The following is a 20,478-nucleotide window of genomic DNA, read 5'->3' as shown; positions in this document are numbered from 1 at the left end:
CGGTGGCGAATCTTCGGATTTAGGCCTCTCTGTGGGCTCTAGATTGGGTTTAGGGGGGTTGACGTTTTGGTCGGCTGTGCGTCACTCACGACGAACGCGCGAATTCGACGCTATATCCATCCATATATTACAAGCATATGACTGTAATTTTCCCGCCTCGGGAACCGATGATGCCACTTCGGCGTCTGTTTCCGTCCAGCACCGGCGCGCCCGTCGCCGCGTGTCGGTCGCCGGAGGTAGCGATAAGTAGGTGTGGCGTGTGCGTGACTCACACGGTATGCAGCACGACGATATCCAGCACGACGACGTTCAGTTCCACAACGTCAGGGCGCTCCAGCGGGTCAGACCGCACGAAGGACTTCGACTGCTCCGCGTTCCGGAGGCCGTCAGGAGCGGCCTGAACACCGGCGCGCAGACGCGGATGTCTCACCCGGCGGGAACCGAGATTCGACTCGTCCCCGATGAGACGGTTCGAATCACGCTCTCCTCCGAGGAGCGAGACAGCCTCGTTCGACCGTTCTGGGGGGACTTTCAGGCGACGGGCGAGGAGTTCACGCTCGGGCCGGAACCGAAGACGGTCGAACTGTCTCCCCCGGAGTCGCTTTCCGACCTCGACCCCGATGCCACCGGCGAGATGCGTTACGCGCCCGAGGTGTGCCGACTCGTCTTCCCCGGCGACCACCGCGGCGGCCACATCTACTACCACGGCGTTGAGGGCGCGCGGCGGCCGCCGACCGCCGACGAGGTTCCGGGCCTCCGATACCTCGCGTACGGCACGTCGATTACCGAGGGCGAGGACCCGTCGGCGGAGATGCTCACGTACGTTAACCAGACGGCCCGGAGACTCGGCGCGGACCCGATAAACCTCGGCTCCTGTGGGACCGCCTACTGCGACCCCGCGATGGCCGAGCATATCGCCGCCCGAGACGACTGGGACGTGGCGACGCTCTCGCTGTCGGTGAACATGGTCGGCCGATTCTCGCCCGACGAGTTCCGCGAGCGGGCCGCGGACATGGTCGAAACCGTCGCCGCGGCGAACCCGACCAAACCCGTCGCCTGCATCACGCTGTTCCCGCACGTGCGCGAGTACAAGCGTGACCACGAGGAAGCGACGCTCTCCGAGACGTTCCGCGAGCAGCTCCGCGACGTGGTCGTCGAGTGCGGCTACGACAACGTCCACCTCGTCGAGGGTCCCGACCTCCTGCCGACCGCCAGCGGGATGACGACCGACCTCGTTCACCCAGGCGACGACGCGATGATTCGCATCGGCGAGCGCCTCGCGCGCGAGCTCGAATCTCTCATGGACGATTAACCGGAATACGCGGGTCTCAAGCGCTCTCGTAGTCGAACTACCCGAACGAAATCTCCGCGAGCGTAACACGGAAGAACCACCCTGTTCGATGGACGTGTATGACCGTCGCCGCAAATCTGGGCTACATGCTCGGGGTGCTCTGCCTCGGGGCGCTAGCGAAGCGTCTCGGCCTCCTCGATAGCGGCCGCCGCGACAAACTCACGTTCTTCGCGTTCGCCTTCGCGCTCCCCGCGCTCGTGTTCACCTCGACGTACGACCAGCCGATTCGCGAAGTCATCGAGCCGACGCTCGTGTTGGGTTTTTGGCTCGTCCTCTTTACGATGCTCGCCGTCGGCTGGGTCGTCCACCGGCGGGTGTCGCCCGACTCGGTTCGCAGTGTCGCCATCGTCCAGTCGTACTACTCGAACCTCGGCTTCCTCGGGCTCCCGCTCGTCGATTCCACGTTCGGTTCGCTGGCGTCGGCGAAGGCGGCCGTCATCCTCGGCATCGGTGCGCTCACCCACGTCCCGCTCACTATCACGGTCCTCGTGCTCGTCAACGGCGCTGACGTATCGTTCAAAGAGGAGTTCGTCGGCGTGCTCAAGACGCCGGTCATCCCGGCGCTCGTGTTGGGGCTCGCCTTCTCCGGGCTCGGCCTCGGCGTCCCCGGCGTCCTTCTGACGGGGCTCGACGCGCTCTCCTCGCTCGCGCTCCCCGTGGCGCTGCTCTCCATCGGCGCGTCGCTCACGATTTCCACCGAGTCGTTCGACTTTCGCACCGTCGGGGCCGTCGTCGGCAGCAAAGTCGTCCTGATGCCGCTTCTCGCCTTCGCCGTCTTCTCGACGTTCGCGTCGAGTTGGTCGACGGTCCAAGCCGGCGTGACGATGCTCGCGACGCCGACCGCCGTCTCGTCGTTCATCTACGCGAACGAACTCGGCGGCGACGCCGACCTCGCGTCGATGAACGTGTTCGCGACCACCGCCGTCTCGGTCGCCACCTTGTTCGTCGTCCTCCAGTTCCTCCTTTGAGGCGGCGGCGACTCGTCGATACCAATCCGAACCTCGCGAATTCGCTTCGCTCACACCTTGCGACGGCCACGAGCGCGCGGCGGTCATCCGCGCTCGCCATGAGAAGCTTACTTGGTGATGGGTGTGCATGGCTAGGTCGAATGTCGAGAACCTACGGTAACTTCATCGACGGCGAATGGACAGACTCCCACTCCGGAGCGACGTTCGAAGTGACGAACCCCGCGGCGGCCGGCGAAGTCGTCAGCGTCCACCCGGCGTCCACCGAGGCGGACGTCGAGGCGGCGCTCGACGCGGCCGTCGCCGCGCAGGACGAGTGGGCATCGACGCCCGGTCCGTCCCGCGGCGCGGTGCTCCGCGAGGCCGGCAACAACCTCGAAGCGCGCAAGGAAGAGGCAACTGAGGTGCTCGTCCGCGAGGAGGGCAAGACGCGCTCCGAGGCGGGCGGCGAGGTACAGCGCGCCATCGACATCTTCCACTACTACGGCGCGAAAGCGCGGGATTTCGGCGGCACCGTCAAGTCCGCGAGCGCCCCCGGGAAGGACCTCTACACGAAGCACGAACCCCTCGGCACGGTCGCGCTCATCACGCCGTGGAACTACCCCATCGCCATCCCGGTCTGGAAGCTCGCCCCGGCGCTCGCCGCCGGCAACACCGCGGTCCTCAAGCCGGCGTCCGAAGCGCCGGGCGTCGTCGCCATCGTCCTCGAATGTCTCGACGACGCGGGACTCCCGGCCGGCGTGGCGAACACCATCACCGGCTCCGGGAGCGAGGTCGGCGGCCCGCTCATCGAGAGTGAGCGCATCGACGGCGTCTCCTTTACCGGCAGCACCGCCGTGGGGACGATGGTCGCCGAGACGGCCGCGGTCGACCTCAAGCGCGTCCAGTGTGAGATGGGCGGCAAGAACCCGACCGTCGTGATGCCCAGCGCGGACATCGAGGCGGCCGCCGAAACCGTCGGCGTCGGCGCGTTCGGCACGACCGGCCAGTCGTGTACGGCCACCTCGCGCGCCATCGTCCACGAGGACGTGTACGACGAGTTCGTCGCGGCCGTCTCCGACTACGCAGACTCGCTCGTCGTCGGCGACGGCCTCGACGACCCCGACATGGGTCCGCACGTCTCCGAGAACGAACTGTCTTCGACGCTCGAATACATCGACATCGGTGCCTCGGAGGGCGCGACGCTCGAAGCCGGCGGCAGTCGGCTCACCGGCGACGACTACGACGACGGCTACTTCGTCGAACCCACCGTGTTCTCCGGCGTCGAAAACGACGCTCGCATCGCCCAAGAGGAGATTTTCGGTCCCGTGCTCGCGGTCGTCAAAGCCGACTCGTTCGAGGACGCGCTCGCCCTCGCCAACGACGTCGACTACGGCCTGTCGGCCAGCATCGTCACGCAGGACCTCAGCGAGGGCAAGCGCTTCGTCAACGAGGTCGAAGCGGGCGTCGCGAAAATCAACGAGAAGACGACCGGCCTCGAACTCCACGTCCCCTTCGGCGGCTACAAGGACTCGTCGACCAACACGTACCGCGAGCAGGGCGACGCCGGGCTCGACTTCTTCTCGTCGGTGAAGACCATCTACGAGAACTACTGAGCGGCGGCCCCGCGCGCTCAGGAGAACTTCGTGTTCAGTTCGATGACGTTCGCGGCGCTCTGCACGTAGTCCGCGAGTTCGCCGTGCAGGCGGTCCTCGGTGAATCGGCTCGACGGGCCGGTGATGCTAATCGCGCCGAGGATCACCTCGTCGTTCTTGACGGGCGCTGAGACGCAGCGCAGGCCGTTGATGTTCTCCTCGTCGTCGATGCCGTACCCCTGCTCGCGGATGGTTTCGAGTTCCTCGAACAGCTCTTCGGGCCCGGTGATGGTGTTCGCCGTCTTGGGCTCGTACTCCATCGCCGCCGCGATCTCCTCGATGCGCTCGGGCGGCAGGTACGCGAGAATCGTCTTGCCGAGCGACGTGGAGTACATCGGCTGTTGGGTCCCCACCCGCGACAGCGTTTCGACGGCGTGTTCGCCCTGCGCCTTGTGGAGGTACGACACCTTCCCGTACTCCTCGACGCCGAACTGGACGATTTCGCCCGTCTCGTCGGCCAGCGAATCGACTTCCTTCTGGACGATGTCGAAGTTGCCTATCTGGTCGCGAACGTGCGAGGCGACGTCGAGAAAGCGCAGTCCGAGGCGGTAGCCGTCGCCCTCGCGCACGATGATGCGTCGCTCTTCGAGCGTTCGGAGGTGGCTGTGGACGGTGCTCTTCGAGTGGCCGAGCTCGTCGGCAATTCGCGTCACGCCGATGCCCGCCTCCTCCTGCAGCAGGTCGATGATGTTGAACGCTATCTGGACCGAGCGGATGGTCCGGCCGGGGCGGTTGTTCGGTGGGGGGCTCATGGTGTGGTAGTCAAACCCGAGCCGTATATATCTGTTCCCGCCTGGGGAACGTGTCGGCTGCGACGAACGAGTACCCTCGGCTCCGGACTGGCTGACCGACTGGCCCGCGCGGCCGCCGTCCCGCGGTGGCGCGACGCCATGGGATACATTTTTCATCCCAGCACGTCTTCGTGTGGGTACTGTACCCATGCCAGCAGACGAGCTTACACCAGTCCAGCGCGCCGCCTCGTACCTCCGGTCGTTGGACATCGACGGTCAGTCGTGGATTACCGGCGTCGCCATCAACGGCCTGCTCGCCGAAGGGGGAGACGAGTCGGTCGAGCGCGCGAAACACCTCGTCGACACCGCGGTGGCGACACAGAACGACGCCGGGCAGTTGAGCTACGGCCCGAGCTACCCGATTGAGGTCTTCAGCCACGGCCGCGAGTACGAGGCGAGCTGGGAGCTGACCGTGAAAAAGTGCATGAACACGAACAACAGCACCGCCATCGGGCACGGTGTTCTCGATTTCTACGACCGCACGGGCGAGGACCGCTACCTCGACGCGGCCGAGCGCGCCTACGAGTCGCTTCTGTCTTTCGAGCGGACCGAAGACGGCGGTATCCCCCACCACGACCCCGACCTCGCGGGCATCAAGTCGCTGTGGATAGACTCCGTCTACATGATGTGTCCCTTCCTCGCCCGCTACGGCGCGGCCGCCGGCGACGACGACGCCTTCGACGAGGCGGTCGAGCAGATTCTGATTCACGCCGCGCACCTCCGCGACGGCCACACGGGGCTGTTCCGACACATCTGGGTCGAACAGCCGAACCACTACCCGCAGGGCGCGTTCTGGGCGCGCGGCAACGGCTGGGCCGCCGCCGCCTCGGCGGACGTACTCGAACGACTCCCCGAGGACCATCCGAAGCGCGACGACCTCCTCGACCTGTTCCGGTCGCACTGCGAGGCGCTCCTTCCGCTCCAAGACGGTAGCGGTTTCTGGCACAACCTCGTCGACGACCCGCACACGCCGCTCGAATCGTCGGGGACGCTCATGTTCGCCTACGCGTTCGCCCGCGGCATCGACCTCGGCATCCTCGATGCGGAGACCTACCGCCAACCCGCCGAAGACGGGCTCGCAGCCGTCTCTCGCGTCGTCAGCGAGGAGGGCGCGGTCAACCGCGTCGCCGGCCCGCCGGGCGGCCCCGAGGCCCCGCTGACGGACACGCCTTACGGGCAGGGCTGGTTCCTGATGGCCGCGGCCGCGCTCGACTGACACCTTCGCTCCCAGCGTTCTTTTCGACTCTTTCGGCCCGGCACCACAGTTATGCGCTCCGGCGCACATTGACGAACGAACTCCGGCGACAGGAGACACTATGACCTACCACGCAGGCATCATCGGCACGGGCGGTATCGCAGGGATGGGCATCCTCGGCATGCACGACGAGGCGGCCATCGGTCGAGAGAAAATCGACGCGAGCCACGCGGGCGGCTACGCCGCGACCGACGACATCGAACTCGTCGCCGTCGCCGACGTGGACGAGTCGAAACTGGACACCTTCGGCGAGGCGTGGGACATCCCCGCGGACCGCCGGTACGTCGGCCACGAGGCGATGCTCGACGCCGAGGACCTCGACGCGGTGTCGGTCTGCACGCCGTCGTTCCTCCACCGCGACCACGTCGTCGACGCCGCGCGCTCCGCAGCAGACCCCTCGGTCATCTGGTGCGAGAAACCCATCGCGTCGGCCGTCAGCGACGCCGAGGAGATGGTCGCCGTCTGCGACGACACCGACACGGAACTCGTCGTCAACCACTCGTTCCGGTTCACGGACAAGCTCCGTCGGCTCCGCGACCTCGTCCGCGAGGAAGAAATTCTCGGCGACGTGAAGTCCGTCAGCGCGCAGTACCGCATGGAACTCATGCGGAACTCCACGCACGTCCTCGACACCCTCGTCTACCTTCTCGACGCGCGGGCTTCGCGGGTGAGCGGCCACATCACCGGCGAGAACGAGGTGCTCGACGCGCTGGACGCCACGGAGTCGGTCGTTGACGCCGGCGGCGGCGGGCACGTCGTCATGGACGACGGCACGTTCGTCACCGTGGACTGCACGATTCCGCGGGACGTCTCCTCGATGACGCTGAGTTTCATCGGCACCGAGGGCAAACTCTACATGAACAACGACGACGGCGAGTGGCGCTACTGGTCGCTCGAGGACGGCGAGCACGTCGAGCGACCGCTCCCCGGCATCGAAGGCGCGTGGACGTGGGAAGACGACTACAAGGGGTCGTTCGCCAACGCGGCGGCTCACGTTCAAGACCTCCTCGACGGCGACGCCGAGAACTACTCGCCCGGCGTCGCGGCGACTCGCTCGCTCGAAATCATCGTCGGGTTCTACCTCTCGCACTACACCGACTCGACCGTCGATATCCCGCTTCCGGGGCCGCTCCGCGAAGTTCCTATTACGTCCTGGTAGCCCGCGGGCGGTCGGCTTGTCGTTCACCACGAGTAACTATCCGGCATCACCGGACGCCGGATTCCTGTCGTGGGTCACTGACAACGCCCTAAATATTCGTGATAGACGCGCTGTCGGTACAGAGTAGCGCCGTTTCGTCACGTTTTCCCCTGCCGGGGGTCAGCGTTACTGACTCACGTCCGGTCACCACATTATTCCTGAATCAATTTAAATGGAGTTAACTCTGAATTACAGTTCTATGTCCGTAATGATTTGCGGCGTACAACCCGCGTTGCCGGCGAGAGCACGCAATTCGTCCTTGCGTCCTCGCCTCGACGGACAACCGCAACTGGTCGATTCCGCCCGGACGGACTTCCGCCATCGCCGGACAACTATCCGGTAGAACCGGAGCCGCAGGAATATTCTGGAATCACCCCGATATGGGGTTTGAGATGGTCGAAAACGAGAGTCCATGGGTATTCATTCGATACTGTTGGTCCTGATATATTCGGTCGGAACGGCGCTTCGTCCGCCATGCCCGGATAATTCTCGTCTTCCGGGCGTCAGACCATCCGGTAGACTTCGTCCATCCAACTGTCGTCGGTCTCGACGGTGATGCCGCTCATGACCTCGGCCCAGTCGGCCTGCGCCTCGCTGTTGTCCATGACTTCTTGGATGGCCTCCGGGTCGTCGACTTCCATGAAGCCGAAAACGTGGCCGTCTTTCTCGAAGATGCTGTACGTTTGCAGGCCGGCGTCGGAGTCCAAGTAGGCGGATTCGAGCGCCTCGGGGACGTTCTCGTGTTTCGTTCGGTACTCTTCTCGCTTGCCGTCTTTAATCTCAAGGTGGAACGCGATTCGCGCCATACGGCCTCCGATTCGGCGGCCCCCGTCTTAGCTTTTCGGCGGGTAAGATTTAGTACGGGAACGCCCGTCGTCGATTGTAATGATAGATACCCACACCCACGCGTGGGGTGCCGCGAGCCCGGACCACCCGTGGACCAACGGCCCCATCTTGGACCTCGTGGACAGCTTCGACGTGCACACCGTCTACACCGCCGACCGCCTACTCGCCGACATGGACCGACACGGCGTGGACGAGGCGGTCGTCGTGGGCTACCCCATCTGCGACTGGACGGACAACTGGTACACCCGCCGGGTCGCCGCCGAGTACGACCGACTCCACGGCATCGTGATGCTCGACCCCTTCGCCGCCGACGCCGTCGAGCGGCTCGACCGCTGCATGGAGACCGACGGCGTCCTCGGCTTTCGTCTCGGCGCGGCCTGCCCGTACGATAGAATGTGGGAGACGTTCGACCCGAGCGTGACGTGGCTCCGAGAGAGCGTCGAGGAGACCGCGTTCTGGGAGGCCGCGGTCGAGCACGACGCCACGGTTCAGATTCTCTGCGACCACGGCCAACTCGACCAGGCGCTCGAACTCGTCGAGGCGTACCCCGACCTCACGTACCTGTTCGACCACTTCGCTCACGCCGGCCCCGAGACACCCATCGACGAGGGCACGTTCAGCCGGTTCGCCGACCTCGCGGAACACGACTCGGTCGCGGTGAAGGTCTCGGAAATCGTCCACATGTCGGACTCTGCGTTCCCCTACGCCGACATGCACGACCACGTCCGGTGGCTCCTCGACACCTTCGGGCGCGAGCGGGTCGTCTGGGGTTCGGACTACCCCAACGTCAGCGACGTTGCCAGCTACGCGGAGGCGTGCAACTGGCTCAAACAGGTCGACTCGCTGTCGGCGGCCGACCGGTCGTGGCTGACCGGGAAGTCGTTCCGGCGGCACGTCGACCTCGGGTGAGCGTGACGGTCGCTCAAGCGCGCTCGCTCGGCTGCGTCATTCGCCACCCGTCGAGCCGTGACACGCGATTCTCACCGACATATTTATTATAATGAACTATAGTGGTTTGTAATGGCACATCATGACAAACAGTGGTTCACAGAACCGGCTCAGTAGGCGGCGGTACGTGACCGGGTTCGGAGCGGGTCTCACGGCGGCGTTGGCGGGTTGTATGGGTGGCGGAAACGACGGTGGCGGCGGTTCCGACGGCGGTTCCGGCGGCGGCGGGTCCGGGTCGCAGTCCCTCGACTTCTGGCTGTTCGGCGGCATTCCCGCAGAGCGGGAGTACATCAGCAATCACTACAGCGGCTACGGCGACCACGACGTCACCTACCAGCACCAAGAGTGGGGACAGAAGTACCAGATTATCGCGTCCGCGGCGGCCAACAACAACCTCCCGGACGTGATGGCCGGCCAGACCCAGCAGATTCCGGACTACGTCGGCGCGAGCGCAATTCAGCCGCTCGACCAAGAGCAGTTCACCGATCAGTTGGAGGAGATAAACAGCCGGTTCATTCAGGCGAACGTCGACACCCAGATTTACGACAGCCTCGGCGACACCGACGGGGAACGACAGTGGGGGCTCCCCGGCGGCTACGCCGACCTCGGTCCGTTCGTGGACATCCGAACCGACTACCTCGAACAGACGAGCTTCGACAGCCCGCCGCGCAACTGGGAGGAACTCATCCAACTCGGCGAGGAGATGCAGGAGCTCGACGAGGTGTCGGCGGCAATTACCGCGCCGGGAACCGACTTCGGCCTGACGACCGGGTACTTCATCGGCTTCGTCTACGCCAACGGCGGTCGGTACTTCGACCCCGAGACGCTGGAGGCGACGGTCGACCAACCCGGCTTCGTCGACGCCGTCAAGCTCTATCAGGACATCGCCGAGGCCGGGCTGTTCCCCGACTCGATGGCCGAGAACGACCACATCGGTGCGGGACGGCTCCTCCGCGAGGGCGAGTCCGGCATCTTCATCACGTACTCGCACGCCAACGCGGTCTACCAGACGACCGGCGCGCCGCAGGCGTGGCTGGACGGCGAGGGCCACACCGTCACCCGCGCGCCGCTTCCGGACAGCCCGTCGGGGAGCTTCGAACCCCGCGACCTGCTCTTGCAGAACGCGCAGGGCTTCATGCTCGGCAACGGCACCGACTCGGAGGCCGAACTGCAGGCCGCGTTCGACTTCACCGAGTGGTGGAACTCCGAAGAACAGCTCGCGCCGTGGACCTACGACGCCGAGAACGACGTGGGCATCCGCGGGCGCGTCCCGACGCTCAAGAGCGCCTTCGAGGACCCGAGTGACCTCTTCCGGAGCCAGTTTGGCGACCTCGTGACGCTGTACGAGAACGACGACCTGTTCACGCGCACCTCGCGGTTCCCGTCGTTCTCGGGCATCGCGTCGGTCCAGAGCATCATCAACACCGAGGTCATCCAGCCGGTCGTCCTCGGCAACGCGACGGCCGAAGAGGCCTGTAGCACCGCCAACGAATCGGTTCAGGAAGTCATCGACGAGGAGCTCGCCTGACGATGCGACTCGAACCGTCGCTCGAACGACGGCGGCCCAACGGCGGTGAGTTACGGCCATGAGTTACTCGAAGCAGGCGAGGGGCTCGTTCGAGAGCGTCTCCGAGCGGATTCCGGAGGGTGTCAAGGTGTACCTTCCGGTCCTGCCGGTGACGGCGCTCGTCGGACTGTTCATCCTCTACCCCATCGCGCAAGCCATCTATTCGAGCTTCTTCAACAAAGACCTGCTCGCGCCCAGCGAGGCCGAGTTCGTCGGACTGGCGAACTACGCCGAAATCTGGTCGAATCCGACTATCCATCAGGTCCTGTGGAACACGCTCATCTGGGTCGTCGTCGGCAGTTCCGCCGCTATCGTCCTCGGCTTCCTGATGGGCTGGCTCCTCCACGAGAAGCTCCCGTACACGAGCGTCGCGAGCGCAATCGTGCTCATCCCGTGGGTCCTCCCGCGGGTCGTCGGCGCGTCCATCTGGCAGTTCATGTTCGGCGGCTCGCAGGGCATCATCAACGAACTGCTCGTCCAGCTCGGCGTCATCGACGAGTACATCGTCATGCTCGGCTCGACGGAGCTCTCGTTGTGGCCCCCCATTATCGGGATGATTTGGCGGCTCGCACCGCTTTTCGCGCTGTTGACGCTCACGTCCTTGCAGGGCATCGACGAGCATCTCTACGAGGCCGCGCGCATGGACGGCGCGACACCGTGGGAGCAGTTCCGGTTCATCACCATCCCGATGATGCGGTACAACCTCGCCATCGGGTTCCTCCTGATGCTCATCTACAACATCAGGAACTTCTCGATGATTTGGGTGATGACGAAGGGCGGCCCCGGCGTCTCCAGCAGCACGCTCCCGGTCATGATTTACCGGACGGCGTTCGTCGACTTCGACGTGGGGCTGGCGTCCGCGCTGTCTCTCATCCTGTTCGTCGTCCTGCTCGTGTTCTCGTACTACTACATCCAGGTGTACGACCAAGTGCGGGGTGACGTCTGATGGCGGCGCAAGACCCCGACCCGGCCGCCGAGTTCCGGCGGAACGAGTCGTGGCTGTTCGACACCACGGCGGGCGCGTACGTCCGCAAGACGGCGGTTTCGCTCCTGACGCTCGTCGTCTTCGCGTTCGTCCTCTTCCCGCTGTACTGGATGGTCGTGACGGCGTTCAAGACCACCGCGGAGATTCAGCAGATTCCGCCGACGGTGTACCCGAACGACTTCTCGTTGGAGGGCTTCCGGCTCGTCGTCGAGTCGTCGATTCAGGCGGGCGGCTACACCTCGCTGTTCGCTAACCTGTTCGGCTGGCAGGCGTCGTCGGCCATCGACATCGACATCCTGTCGCTCGTGCTGAACAGCCTGAAAGTCGCCGTCGGCGCGGGCGCGATCGCGCTCGTCCTCGGGACGGCCGCGTCGTACGTGCTCTCGCGCCGCGACTTCGTCGGGAAGAACGCGCTCATGAGCATCTTCCTCGCGTCGCTGATGTTCCCGGGGACCGCCATCATGGTCCCCGAGTGGGAACTCGTCTCGGCGCTCGGCCTGTTCAACACGCACCTCGTGTTGATCTTCATCTACGGCGCGATGACCGCGCCGTTCGTCGTCTGGCTTATGAAGGGCTTTTTCGACGACTTCCCGGACTCGATTATCGAGGCCTCGCGCATCGACCAGTGTAGCTCGATAGAGACGTTCTGGTACGTCATCGTCCCGATGGCGCGGAACTCGCTCATCGCGTCGTTCATCTTCGCGTTCCTCCTCGCGTGGAACGAGCTGGTGTTCGCGCTGACGCTCCTCGACAACTCGCGGTACACGGTTCCGCCGGGCCTCCTGACGTTCGTGCAGGGGTTCAACACCCAATGGAACGTCGTCGCCGCGGCCTCCATCATCATCTCGCTTCCCGTCCTGCTCGGACTGGCCTACATCCAGCGCTACTTCGTGCAGGGACTCACCGGCGGCGCGATTAAGGGATAACACCCTTCTCCCGCCGTCTCGACGTACCGAGCGCCCCGGTCAACGTTTGCCGTCGGTCGCTAGGTTTAAGAGGCGCAACACGCTAATGATTTACAATGACACACCTCACAGTAGACGGTGTCACGAAGATTTTCGGCGACCCGGACAAAGACGGCGTCGTCGCAGTCGACGAACTCGACATTGACGTTGAAGACGGGGAGTTTCTCGTTTTGCTCGGCCCGAGCGGGTGCGGGAAGACGACGACGCTCCGGATGATCGGCGGACTGGAGACGCCGACCTCCGGTGAGATTCGCTTCGACGACGTCGTCGTCAACGACATCAAAGCCCGCAACCGCGACGTGGCGATGGTGTTCCAGGACTTCGCGCTCTACCCGCATATGACCGTCCGAGAGAACCTCGGGTTCGGCCTCAAGCGGGAGGACAACGGCATGTCGACGGCGGACGTCAACGAGCGGGTCGAGGAAGTGGCGACGATGCTCGAAATCGAACAGCTCCTGAACAACAAGCCCGCACAGCTCTCGGGCGGGCAGAAACAGCGCGTCGCGCTCGGCCGAGCTATCATCCGCGAGCCGCGGCTGTTCCTGTTCGACGAGCCGCTGGCGAACCTCGACGCGAAGCTCCGCAAGACGATGCGGACCGAAATCGACGAACTGCAGTCCGAGGTCGGAATCACCTCCGCGTACGTCACCCACAACCAGGAGGAGGCGATGACCATCGCCGACAAAATCGCCGTCCTCAACGACGGCGCGCTCCAGCAGTTGGGTCGCCCGGAGGAGGTGTTCAACGAGCCCGCGAACCTCTTCGTCGCGCAGTTCGTCGGCAGTCCGGACATGAATATCTACGACGGCGTCGTCGAGGAGGCCGCCGACGGCGTTCGCGTCGAACTCGACGGCGTGAGCTTCGAACTGCCGAGCGACGCCCTCGACGCGGAGGTGCCGCCCGGCGGCGTCAACGTCGGTTTCCGGCCGCAGGACTTCTACCAGACGGGCAAGCGGCGCGCCGACGGACTGACCTTTGACGTCGATATCCGCGTCATCGAGCCGGTCGGAACGAAAGCCATCGTTCACGGCGACGGCCCCATGGGCGACGTCACCGCCGAAATCGGCGAGTTCCACGGGCTGTCGGCCGGTGACACGCTGTCGCTTTCCATCGCGCCCGAACACGTCTACCTGTTCGACGCCGAGACGGAGGCGCTGCGCAAGGGCCGGCGTATCGAGAATCGGGCGTCCGTCCAATCGCAGTCCCAGTCGTCGGAGTCGGACGGCGTCGAAATATAACTCGGCGCGACTGCCGCCCAGCAAACGTCAGCGGGCGTGGTGTCTCGCGGCACGCAGAGCCGCGGCTTCAGCCGCGCTACGGCCGAAATTCTCCGACCGCACCCAAACATATTAATCGGTGTACCCTCATGATGTGTATGAGACGAACCTACACGGTTATTCGCAACTATGAAAGCCATTATTCAGACCGGGCCGCGCTCGGTAGAGACACAGGAGCGGGAGGTCCCCACTCCCAGTGCAGACGAACTGCTCATCAAGGTCCACACGGCGGGCCTCTGCGGCAGCGACGCCCACGCCTACAAGTACGACGGCGGCTACGAGTGGATTCCCATCCCCCGGGTCATGGGTCACGAGTACTCCGGGACGGTCACGGAGGTCGGCGCGAACGTCGAGACGTTCGAGGTCGGCGACAAGGTCGTCGAGGAGCCGATTCACGACTGCGGTCACTGCTTCCAGTGTCAGAACGGCCAACCCAACGTCTGCCAGAACTTCTCCATTACGGGCATGCACCGCGACGGCGCGTACACGGAGTACGTCACCGTCACGCCCGAGCACGTCCACGCGGTGCCCGAGGGCGTTCCCCTCCGGCACGCCGCCATCACCGAGCCGACGAGCATCGCCACCCGCGCGGTCCTCGACCAGTCGGTGACGACGCCCGGCGACAACGTCCTCGTCGAGGGGCCGGGCCCTATCGGCGTGCTCGTCGCCGCCGTCGCCGACTCCCTCGGCGCGAACGTCGTCGTCTCCGGACTCGGTCAGGACGCGGCGTATCGCCTCCCGCTGCTCGAAGACCTCGGCATCGACACGGTGAACCTCGAAGAAGAAGGCGGACTCGACGGGCGGGTCGAGTCGCAGACCGACGGCATCGGCTTCGACGTGGTCTTCGACGCCACGGGCCACCACAGCGGCGTCGTCTCCGGGAACGACGTGGTCCGCAAGGGCGGCCAAATCGTCGTCGTCGGCATCCCGAACTCCGCGAGCGAACTCAGCCTCACCTCGACCGTCCGCGGCGAAGTCGACATCAACACCTCCTACGGCTCGACGTGGACGAACTTCGAGCAGGCGCTTCGCCTGATGGAGCGCGGCGAAATCGCGGTCGAGAAGATTCTCGACACCTCTTACAGCGTCGACGACCCCGCCGCGGCGTTCGAAGCGTTCCTCGGTTCGGAGACCTGCAAGCCGGTCTTCCAGTTCGACGGCTGAACGGCCCCGCGTTCCGGCCGCGAACCGCCCAACGACAGAAACTATTTTACCCGTGCCGATTGGATGTGAGGTCGTACCAAACAAATCATGGAGATTACAGGCATCTCAGCGACGAAAATCAGCAACGAGTCGTGGGGCGAGTTCATCGAATTTCCGCTCGTCACCATCATGTCGAAGTACGACGAGTACCGCAACATCGACGGGGAGAACCCGCAGGCCCGCCGCAAGTGGATGGGCCCCGTGGGCGACGTGGTCGTCGAGGTCGAGACGGACGCGGGCATCACCGGCGTCGGCGTCGGTAACTGGGGTACCGGAGCCATCGCCACCGTCGTCGAGGAGACGCTCTCGAAAATCGTGGTCGGCAAAGACCCGATGCAGCGCGAACTCCTCTGGGAACAGATGTACCGCGCCACGCTCCCGTTCGGCCGGAAGGGCGTCGCCGTCATGGCCATCAGCGCGGTCGACCAGGCGCTGTGGGACATCGCCGGGAAGGACGCCGGCAAGCCGGTGTACGAACTGCTCGGCGGCCCCACCAAAAACGAGATTCCCGCCTACGCGTCGAACCTCCACCCCGTCGACATGGAGAAACTCGAGCGCGAGGCCATCCAGTACGTCGAGGAGGGCTTCGACGCGATGAAACTCCGCTTCCTCCACGGCCCCGAAGACGGCCGCGCGGGCATGAAGAAAAACGAGGAAATCGTCGCCACCGTCCGCGACGCCGTCGGCGACGAAATCGAAATCGCGGGCGACGCCTACATGGGCTGGTCGGTCAAGTACGCAAAGGAGATGACCCAGCGCCTCGGCAAGTACGACATGGCGTGGGTCGAGGAGCCGGTCATCGCCGACGACATCTCCGGCTACGCCGAGGTCCGCGAGGCCGCGCCGATGCCGATTTCGGGCGGCGAACACGAGTTCACCCGCTGGGGCCACGAAGACCTCCTCGAAGAAGGCGCGGTCGACATCCTCCAGCCCGACGTGGGTCGCGTCGGCGGCATCACGGAGCTCCAGAAGGTCGCCGACATGGCCGAAGTCCACGACGTGCCCGTCATCCCGCACGCCGGTACGAACCCGACGCTCCACGCTATCGCCGGCCACACGAACATGCCGATGGCGGAGTACTTCCCGACCCCCGAGTGGTTCGAGGAGCGCCAGGAGAAACGCGAGTCCACCTACGCCGACGCCATCTTCCAGAACCCGCCGTCGCCCGAAAACGGGTCGATTCCGCTCCCCGACGAGCCCGGCGTCAGCACGCAACTGAACCGCGAGGCGCTCGAACACTTCGCCATCGAGTGACGATGTCGGACATCAGCTTCGAGTACAACGTCCCCGTCTTCGCCGGCGCGCCCGACGAGGGGACCGAGCCGACGCACCGCGACACGCCGCAGTACGAGGCGCTCGACTGGGAGACGACCAAGATGGGCGTCCAGAAGGCGGAGGAACTCGGCTTCGACGCGGCGTGGGCACCCGACCACCTGCTGTTGGGCCGCGACCACGCCGAGTACGAGTGCTGGACGCTGCTGTCGGCCATCGCCGGCTTCACCGAGGACATCAACCTCGGCTCGCTCGTCCTCTGTAACGACTACCGCAACCCGGCGCTCGTCGCCAAGATGGCGGCCACGCTAGACGCGATTTCCGACGGGCGACTGGAACTCGGCCTCGGCGCGGGCTGGCACGAACCGGAGTACGACGCCTACGGCTGGGAGTACCGCGACGGCTTCGAGCGCCTGATGCGGCTCGACGAGTCCATCCGTCTCATGAAGCGCATGTGGGCCGCCGGCACCGACGGCGCGAGCTTCGACGGGAAGCACTACCAAATCGAGGACGCCTACTGCGTCCCCGGTCCCGTTCAGGACCCGCACCCGCCCATCCTCGTCGGCGGGCAGGGCGAGGAGGTCACGCTCAAACTCGTCGCCAAGCACGCCGACGTGTGGAACACCGACGTGTTCAACGGCGACGTGGAGACGCTCGAACACAAAATCGGCGTCATCGAAGACCACTGCGAGACCGTCGGCCGCGACCCCGACGAAATCGAGTACTCGTGGGACGGCCACGTTATCTGCACCCGCGACGAGGAGAAGTTCGACCGCCTGCTCGACCTGATGACGCCCATCCAGTTCGAAGAAGAGTATCAGGACCAAGCGCCCATCGTGACGGAGGAAGACGCCCGCGAGTACTTCATCATGGGGACGCCCGAGGAGTGCGCGGAGGCCATCGAGCGCCGTATCGACGCCGGCGTGACGAAGTTCCAAGGCTGGTTCATCGACTTCCCCGACACGGACGGCATGGAACTGTTCGCGGACGAAGTCATCCCGCAGTTCAACTGAGGTGCTCCCGCGGATTGAGCGCCTCGCACTCGCGTCGCCCTTGCGCACTCGCTTTCTTTTTTCGCGTCCTCTCGTCAATCGTCTCCTCGATAGACACGAAATTTGAATTATTTAAATTATGCAAATGTTCTCACCGCCCGAGGTCGTCGCTCGTCTCTTCTCCATCGCTTCCGGCAATAGCGGAAAGACATTTGAGGGATGAGGGTTCATAACCAACTATGACGAAGGACGTCCCGGTCAACGCGGTCAAAATCTCGCTCGAACTCGTCGACCTCCTGCGGGAACTCGACGGGGCGGGCGTCTCGGAGGTAGCCAAGCGACTGGACAAGCCGACCAGCACGATTCACGACCACCTGCGGACGCTGGAGAAACAGGAGTACCTCGTCAAGGAAGGCGACACCTACTACGTCAGCACGCGGTTCCTCCAGTTGGGCGCTCACGCGCGGTCCCGCCAGAAGGTGTTCAACATCGCTCGCCCCGAGATAAACGAACTCGCGCAGGTGACCGGCGAGCACGCGAATCTGATGATCGAGGAACACGGTATCGGCGTCTTTCTGTACCGCTCGCGGGGTCCCGACGCCGTTCGTCTGGACACCCACGCCGGGATGCGCGTCCCGTTGCAGACGACGGCGCTCGGGAAGTCTATCATGGCGAACCGGCCGCGGGAGGAAGTCGAGCGCATCTTGGACCGCCACGGACTGGAGTCGGTGACGGACCGCTCTATCACGGACCGCGAGGAACTGTTCGACGTGCTGGAGCAGGTCCGCGAGCGCGGCTACTCGTACGACGACGAAGAGCGCGTCAAGGGCATGCGCTGTGTGGCCGCGCCGATACTCAACGAGGACGACTACGCCATCGCCGCCGTGAGCGTCTCGGGGCCGAAAAGCCGGATGCGCGAGGAGCGCTTTACCGAGGAGCTGCCGAACCAGATTCTCAAGAGCGCGAACGTCATCGAGGTGAACCTGACGTACTCGTAGTCGGCGGGTCGGCGGCCTCGGGTCGCCCGCCTCGCTCCCGTCGTCGCAATGCTGCGTAGAGCGCAACAGTTACGTATCACGGTGTGGCAGAGTGTAACGATGCAACTCGTTCGATACACCGCGGGCGGTGCTCCCGAGTGGGGCGTCCGCCGCGACGACGATGTCGTCCCGCTTTCCGGCCTCCGCGAAGACGTGACCGTCCAGAACCTCAACAGCCCCGGCTTCCTCACCGTCGTCGAGGACGCCGCGGACGCCGCCGAGGACCAGTCGGTCCCCGTCGAGGACGTGAAGCTCCTCGCGCCCGTCCCGCGCCCCGGAAAAATCGTCTGCGTCGGGCTCAACTATCACGACCACGCCGAAGAACAGGACGAAGAGGTGCCCGAACGTCCGCTTCTGTTCGGGAAAGCCGGCACGTCCGTCACGAACCCTGGCGACCCCATCGTCCACCCGGCGGCCATCGACGAGGTCGACTACGAGGTCGAACTCGGCGTCGTTATCGGCCAAACGGCCAAGAACGTCGACGCCGAGGACGCTTTCGACTACGTCGCGGGCTACACCGCCATCAACGACGTGAGCGGCCGCGACGCGCAGTTCGACGACGGTCAGTTCTTCCGCGGCAAGAGCTACGACACGTTCGCCCCGATGGGGCCGACGTTCGTCCCCGAAGGCGACCTCAACCCGCACGACCTCGACGTGGCCTGCCGCGTCAACGGCGAGACGAAACAGGAGTCCAACACCTCCGAGTTCATCTTCGGCGTCGACGAGGTCGTCGAGTACATCAGCAACATCACGACGCTCCGACCCGGCGACGTCATCTCCACCGGCACGCCCGGCGGCGTCGGCATCTTCCGCGACCCGCCGGAACTGCTCGAACCGGGCGACAGCGTCGACGTGGAAATCGAGGGCATCGGCACGCTCACGAACCCCGTCGTTGCCGAGCGCGACGAGTAATCGACCGCCGTACAGCACAATTATTTATAGGATATCCCGGAACTACCGACTATGAGCACGCACACAGACACCCGACTGAGAGACAGGCATATCGTCGTGACCGGCGGCGCGCGCGGCATCGGCCGCGGCATCGCGGTCCGCTGCGCCCGCGCCGGGGCCGACGTATCGATTTTCGACACGAAGCCCGAGGTGGCCGCCGAGACGGCCGACCTCGTCCGCGAGGAGGGCGGCGAGGCCGCGGTGTACGAGGTCGACGTGACGGACGCCGAGGCCGTCGAAACCGCCGTCGACGCCGCTATCGACTCGCTCGGTGACATCCACGGCCTCGTGAACAACGCGGGCGTCCAGCAGGCCGTCCCGCTCCTCGAAACGACCGAAGACGACTGGGACCTCCACTTCGAGGTGAACGCCAAGGGGACGTTCCTCGTCTCCAAGGCCGTCGCCGCCCGGATGGTCGACCGCGAAATCGAGGGGAGCATCGTCAACATCTCCTCGGTCGGCGCGGAGCGACCGTTCGCCGGACAGGGTGCGTACGGCGCGTCCAAGGCGGCCGTCCTCGCCTTCACGACCGTGCTGGCGAAGGAACTCAGCGACCACGGCATCACCGTCAACGCGCTCAAGCCCGGCACCGTCGAGACGCCGATGGTCGAGGCGTGGCTCGACGAGCACGCCGAGCAGTCGGGCAAGTCGCCGGACGAAATCCTCGCGGAGACGCTCGACGCGCACATCCTCGACCGAATCGGCCAACCCGAAGAAGTCGGCCACGTCGCGGTCCTGCTCCTCTCCGAGGAGGGCGACTGGATAACCGGCGAGTCCATCGCCGTCGACGGCGGCTACCTCAAACACTAGCGTTCGCCGCGACGACTTCGAAAGTCGCCCGAAGCGTCCGAAATCGGTGCTTTCGGCCGCCCGACCACGAGCCCGAGCGTTCGGCCACAGCACTCACACGCAGTCCGGCATTATCGGATATTGATTGTGTAGCATCTGGCGGCCGGGCGAACTGAACCGCGGCGTGCCCGTCGCGGCGCACGCGACCGCCGTGAGGATGCGAAATCAAACGGCTCGGAGATGTCCGCATCGCCTCACGCCGCCGCAGTTGGTGGCCTGTCGTCGCCGGCCGTGACTCGTCCAATTCACCGCTGACACTCAGCGACAGGCTCGTGGCTTTGAGCACCGGATTTCGCCCCTCGTGGCAATAATAGTCACAAACATAATTTACATATTGGTGTGTCGTGTAGTAGCACGTGGTTGGAGCAGTCCGACCCATGTGTAATCAGCAT

General features: G+C 64.9%; 18 protein-coding genes. 16 read left to right on the top strand and 2 right to left on the bottom strand.

Annotated elements, in window-relative coordinates:
* Nucleotides 1–277 precede the first annotated feature (277 nt).
* From ACSR87_RS15350 to xacF, 3 genes are all read left to right on the top strand, one after another.
* Nucleotides 278–1,312 carry an SGNH/GDSL hydrolase family protein gene (locus ACSR87_RS15350; RefSeq protein WP_498531137.1) on the top strand — a complete coding sequence of 345 codons (1,035 nt, stop codon included), beginning with the start codon at nucleotides 278–280 and terminating at the stop codon, nucleotides 1,310–1,312.
* 98 nt (nucleotides 1,313–1,410) lie between these two features.
* Complete coding sequence (locus tag ACSR87_RS15345; protein ID WP_115803559.1) at nucleotides 1,411–2,319, top strand: AEC family transporter; 909 nt, start codon at nucleotides 1,411–1,413, stop codon at nucleotides 2,317–2,319.
* A 140-nt stretch (nucleotides 2,320–2,459) separates the two neighbouring features.
* A complete protein-coding gene (gene xacF / locus ACSR87_RS15340; RefSeq protein ID WP_498531136.1) occupies nucleotides 2,460–3,911 on the top strand; it encodes a 2,5-dioxovalerate dehydrogenase in 1,452 nt (483 codons plus the stop codon).
* Nucleotides 3,912–3,928: 17 nt separating this feature from the next.
* Here xacF and ACSR87_RS15335 read toward each other — a convergent pair whose 3' ends face one another.
* Nucleotides 3,929–4,702 carry an IclR family transcriptional regulator gene (locus ACSR87_RS15335; RefSeq protein ID WP_498531135.1) on the bottom strand — a complete coding sequence of 258 codons (774 nt, stop codon included), beginning with the start codon at nucleotides 4,700–4,702 and terminating at the stop codon, nucleotides 3,929–3,931.
* A gap of 187 nt (nucleotides 4,703–4,889) precedes the next feature.
* On the opposite strand from ACSR87_RS15335, the gene ACSR87_RS15330 reads away from it, so the two are divergent.
* Both ACSR87_RS15330 and ACSR87_RS15325 read left to right on the top strand, forming a co-directional pair.
* Nucleotides 4,890–5,957, top strand: coding sequence for a glycoside hydrolase family 88/105 protein (locus tag ACSR87_RS15330; protein ID WP_498531134.1), 1,068 nt, complete (start codon nucleotides 4,890–4,892; stop codon nucleotides 5,955–5,957).
* Nucleotides 5,958–6,057: 100 nt separating this feature from the next.
* Complete coding sequence (locus tag ACSR87_RS15325; RefSeq protein ID WP_498531133.1) at nucleotides 6,058–7,155, top strand: Gfo/Idh/MocA family protein; 1,098 nt, start codon at nucleotides 6,058–6,060, stop codon at nucleotides 7,153–7,155.
* A gap of 542 nt (nucleotides 7,156–7,697) precedes the next feature.
* Here ACSR87_RS15325 and ACSR87_RS15320 read toward each other — a convergent pair.
* On the bottom strand, nucleotides 7,698–8,000 hold the full coding sequence (locus ACSR87_RS15320; protein ID WP_498531132.1) for an L-rhamnose mutarotase: 303 nt from the start codon (nucleotides 7,998–8,000) through the stop codon (nucleotides 7,698–7,700).
* Between the two features lie 79 nt (nucleotides 8,001–8,079).
* On the opposite strand from ACSR87_RS15320, the gene rhcC reads away from it, so the two are divergent.
* The 11 genes from rhcC (at nucleotide 8,080) to rhcB (ending at nucleotide 20,047) form a co-directional block, all read left to right on the top strand.
* Nucleotides 8,080–8,949: an L-rhamnono-1,4-lactonase gene (gene rhcC / locus ACSR87_RS15315; RefSeq protein ID WP_498531131.1), complete on the top strand. Its 870-nt coding sequence runs from the start codon at nucleotides 8,080–8,082 to the stop codon at nucleotides 8,947–8,949.
* A 211-nt stretch (nucleotides 8,950–9,160) separates the two neighbouring features.
* The gene (locus ACSR87_RS15310; RefSeq protein ID WP_498531130.1) at nucleotides 9,161–10,516 is read left to right on the top strand and encodes an ABC transporter substrate-binding protein; all 1,356 of its coding nucleotides are present in this window, start codon (nucleotides 9,161–9,163) and stop codon (nucleotides 10,514–10,516) included.
* Nucleotides 10,517–10,574: 58 nt separating this feature from the next.
* Nucleotides 10,575–11,501, top strand: coding sequence for a carbohydrate ABC transporter permease (locus ACSR87_RS15305; RefSeq protein WP_042665828.1), 927 nt, complete (start codon nucleotides 10,575–10,577; stop codon nucleotides 11,499–11,501).
* A complete protein-coding gene (locus ACSR87_RS15300) occupies nucleotides 11,501–12,466 on the top strand; it encodes a carbohydrate ABC transporter permease (protein ID WP_042665829.1) in 966 nt (321 codons plus the stop codon). Before ACSR87_RS15305 ends, ACSR87_RS15300 begins: the two co-directional genes overlap by 1 nt.
* Before the next feature lie 95 nt (nucleotides 12,467–12,561).
* Nucleotides 12,562–13,743 (top strand): ABC transporter ATP-binding protein, encoded by a 1,182-nt coding sequence (locus ACSR87_RS15295; RefSeq protein WP_042665830.1) that lies wholly within the window; start codon nucleotides 12,562–12,564, stop codon nucleotides 13,741–13,743.
* A gap of 168 nt (nucleotides 13,744–13,911) precedes the next feature.
* Nucleotides 13,912–14,946, top strand: a complete 1,035-nt coding sequence (rhcE, locus tag ACSR87_RS15290) for a 2-keto-3-deoxy-L-rhamnonate dehydrogenase (RefSeq protein ID WP_498531129.1) — start codon at nucleotides 13,912–13,914, stop codon at nucleotides 14,944–14,946.
* A gap of 87 nt (nucleotides 14,947–15,033) precedes the next feature.
* Nucleotides 15,034–16,239 (top strand): L-rhamnonate dehydratase, encoded by a 1,206-nt coding sequence (gene rhcD / locus ACSR87_RS15285; protein WP_498531128.1) that lies wholly within the window; start codon nucleotides 15,034–15,036, stop codon nucleotides 16,237–16,239.
* A 2-nt stretch (nucleotides 16,240–16,241) separates the two neighbouring features.
* A complete protein-coding gene (locus ACSR87_RS15280) occupies nucleotides 16,242–17,270 on the top strand; it encodes a TIGR03560 family F420-dependent LLM class oxidoreductase (RefSeq protein WP_498531127.1) in 1,029 nt (342 codons plus the stop codon).
* Nucleotides 17,271–17,488: 218 nt separating this feature from the next.
* Nucleotides 17,489–18,247 (top strand): IclR family transcriptional regulator, encoded by a 759-nt coding sequence (locus ACSR87_RS15275; RefSeq protein ID WP_498531126.1) that lies wholly within the window; start codon nucleotides 17,489–17,491, stop codon nucleotides 18,245–18,247.
* Between the two features lie 99 nt (nucleotides 18,248–18,346).
* The gene (rhcF, locus tag ACSR87_RS15270) at nucleotides 18,347–19,198 is read left to right on the top strand and encodes a 2,4-diketo-3-deoxy-L-rhamnonate hydrolase (protein WP_498531125.1); all 852 of its coding nucleotides are present in this window, start codon (nucleotides 18,347–18,349) and stop codon (nucleotides 19,196–19,198) included.
* A gap of 51 nt (nucleotides 19,199–19,249) precedes the next feature.
* A complete protein-coding gene (gene rhcB / locus ACSR87_RS15265; protein ID WP_498531124.1) occupies nucleotides 19,250–20,047 on the top strand; it encodes an L-rhamnose 1-dehydrogenase in 798 nt (265 codons plus the stop codon).
* Nucleotides 20,048–20,478: the final 431 nt, after the last annotated feature.

The sequence above is a fragment of the Haloferax sp. SDI50 genome (assembly GCF_059802635.1).
Note: the sequence above shows the minus strand (reverse complement) of the source record. Positions and strands in the feature narration are given on the sequence as shown.

Bases quoted from the DNA above. Each gene is read 5' to 3' on its own strand.
- ACSR87_RS15350 (WP_498531137.1), top strand. From the start codon at position 278: ATGCAGCACGACGATATCCAGCACGACGACGTTCAGTTCCACAACGTC.
- ACSR87_RS15345 (WP_115803559.1), top strand. From the start codon at position 1,411: ATGACCGTCGCCGCAAATCTGGGCTACATGCTCGGGGTGCTCTGCCTC.
- xacF (WP_498531136.1), top strand. From the start codon at position 2,460: ATGTCGAGAACCTACGGTAACTTCATCGACGGCGAATGGACAGACTCC.
- ACSR87_RS15335 (WP_498531135.1), bottom strand. From the start codon at position 4,702: ATGAGCCCCCCACCGAACAACCGCCCCGGCCGGACCATCCGCTCGGTC.
- ACSR87_RS15330 (WP_498531134.1), top strand. From the start codon at position 4,890: ATGCCAGCAGACGAGCTTACACCAGTCCAGCGCGCCGCCTCGTACCTC.
- ACSR87_RS15325 (WP_498531133.1), top strand. From the start codon at position 6,058: ATGACCTACCACGCAGGCATCATCGGCACGGGCGGTATCGCAGGGATG.
- ACSR87_RS15320 (WP_498531132.1), bottom strand. From the start codon at position 8,000: ATGGCGCGAATCGCGTTCCACCTTGAGATTAAAGACGGCAAGCGAGAA.
- rhcC (WP_498531131.1), top strand. From the start codon at position 8,080: ATGATAGATACCCACACCCACGCGTGGGGTGCCGCGAGCCCGGACCAC.
- ACSR87_RS15310 (WP_498531130.1), top strand. From the start codon at position 9,161: ATGGGTGGCGGAAACGACGGTGGCGGCGGTTCCGACGGCGGTTCCGGC.
- ACSR87_RS15305 (WP_042665828.1), top strand. From the start codon at position 10,575: ATGAGTTACTCGAAGCAGGCGAGGGGCTCGTTCGAGAGCGTCTCCGAG.
- ACSR87_RS15300 (WP_042665829.1), top strand. From the start codon at position 11,501: ATGGCGGCGCAAGACCCCGACCCGGCCGCCGAGTTCCGGCGGAACGAG.
- ACSR87_RS15295 (WP_042665830.1), top strand. From the start codon at position 12,562: ATGACACACCTCACAGTAGACGGTGTCACGAAGATTTTCGGCGACCCG.
- rhcE (WP_498531129.1), top strand. From the start codon at position 13,912: ATGAAAGCCATTATTCAGACCGGGCCGCGCTCGGTAGAGACACAGGAG.
- rhcD (WP_498531128.1), top strand. From the start codon at position 15,034: ATGGAGATTACAGGCATCTCAGCGACGAAAATCAGCAACGAGTCGTGG.
- ACSR87_RS15280 (WP_498531127.1), top strand. From the start codon at position 16,242: ATGTCGGACATCAGCTTCGAGTACAACGTCCCCGTCTTCGCCGGCGCG.
- ACSR87_RS15275 (WP_498531126.1), top strand. From the start codon at position 17,489: ATGACGAAGGACGTCCCGGTCAACGCGGTCAAAATCTCGCTCGAACTC.
- rhcF (WP_498531125.1), top strand. From the start codon at position 18,347: ATGCAACTCGTTCGATACACCGCGGGCGGTGCTCCCGAGTGGGGCGTC.
- rhcB (WP_498531124.1), top strand. From the start codon at position 19,250: ATGAGCACGCACACAGACACCCGACTGAGAGACAGGCATATCGTCGTG.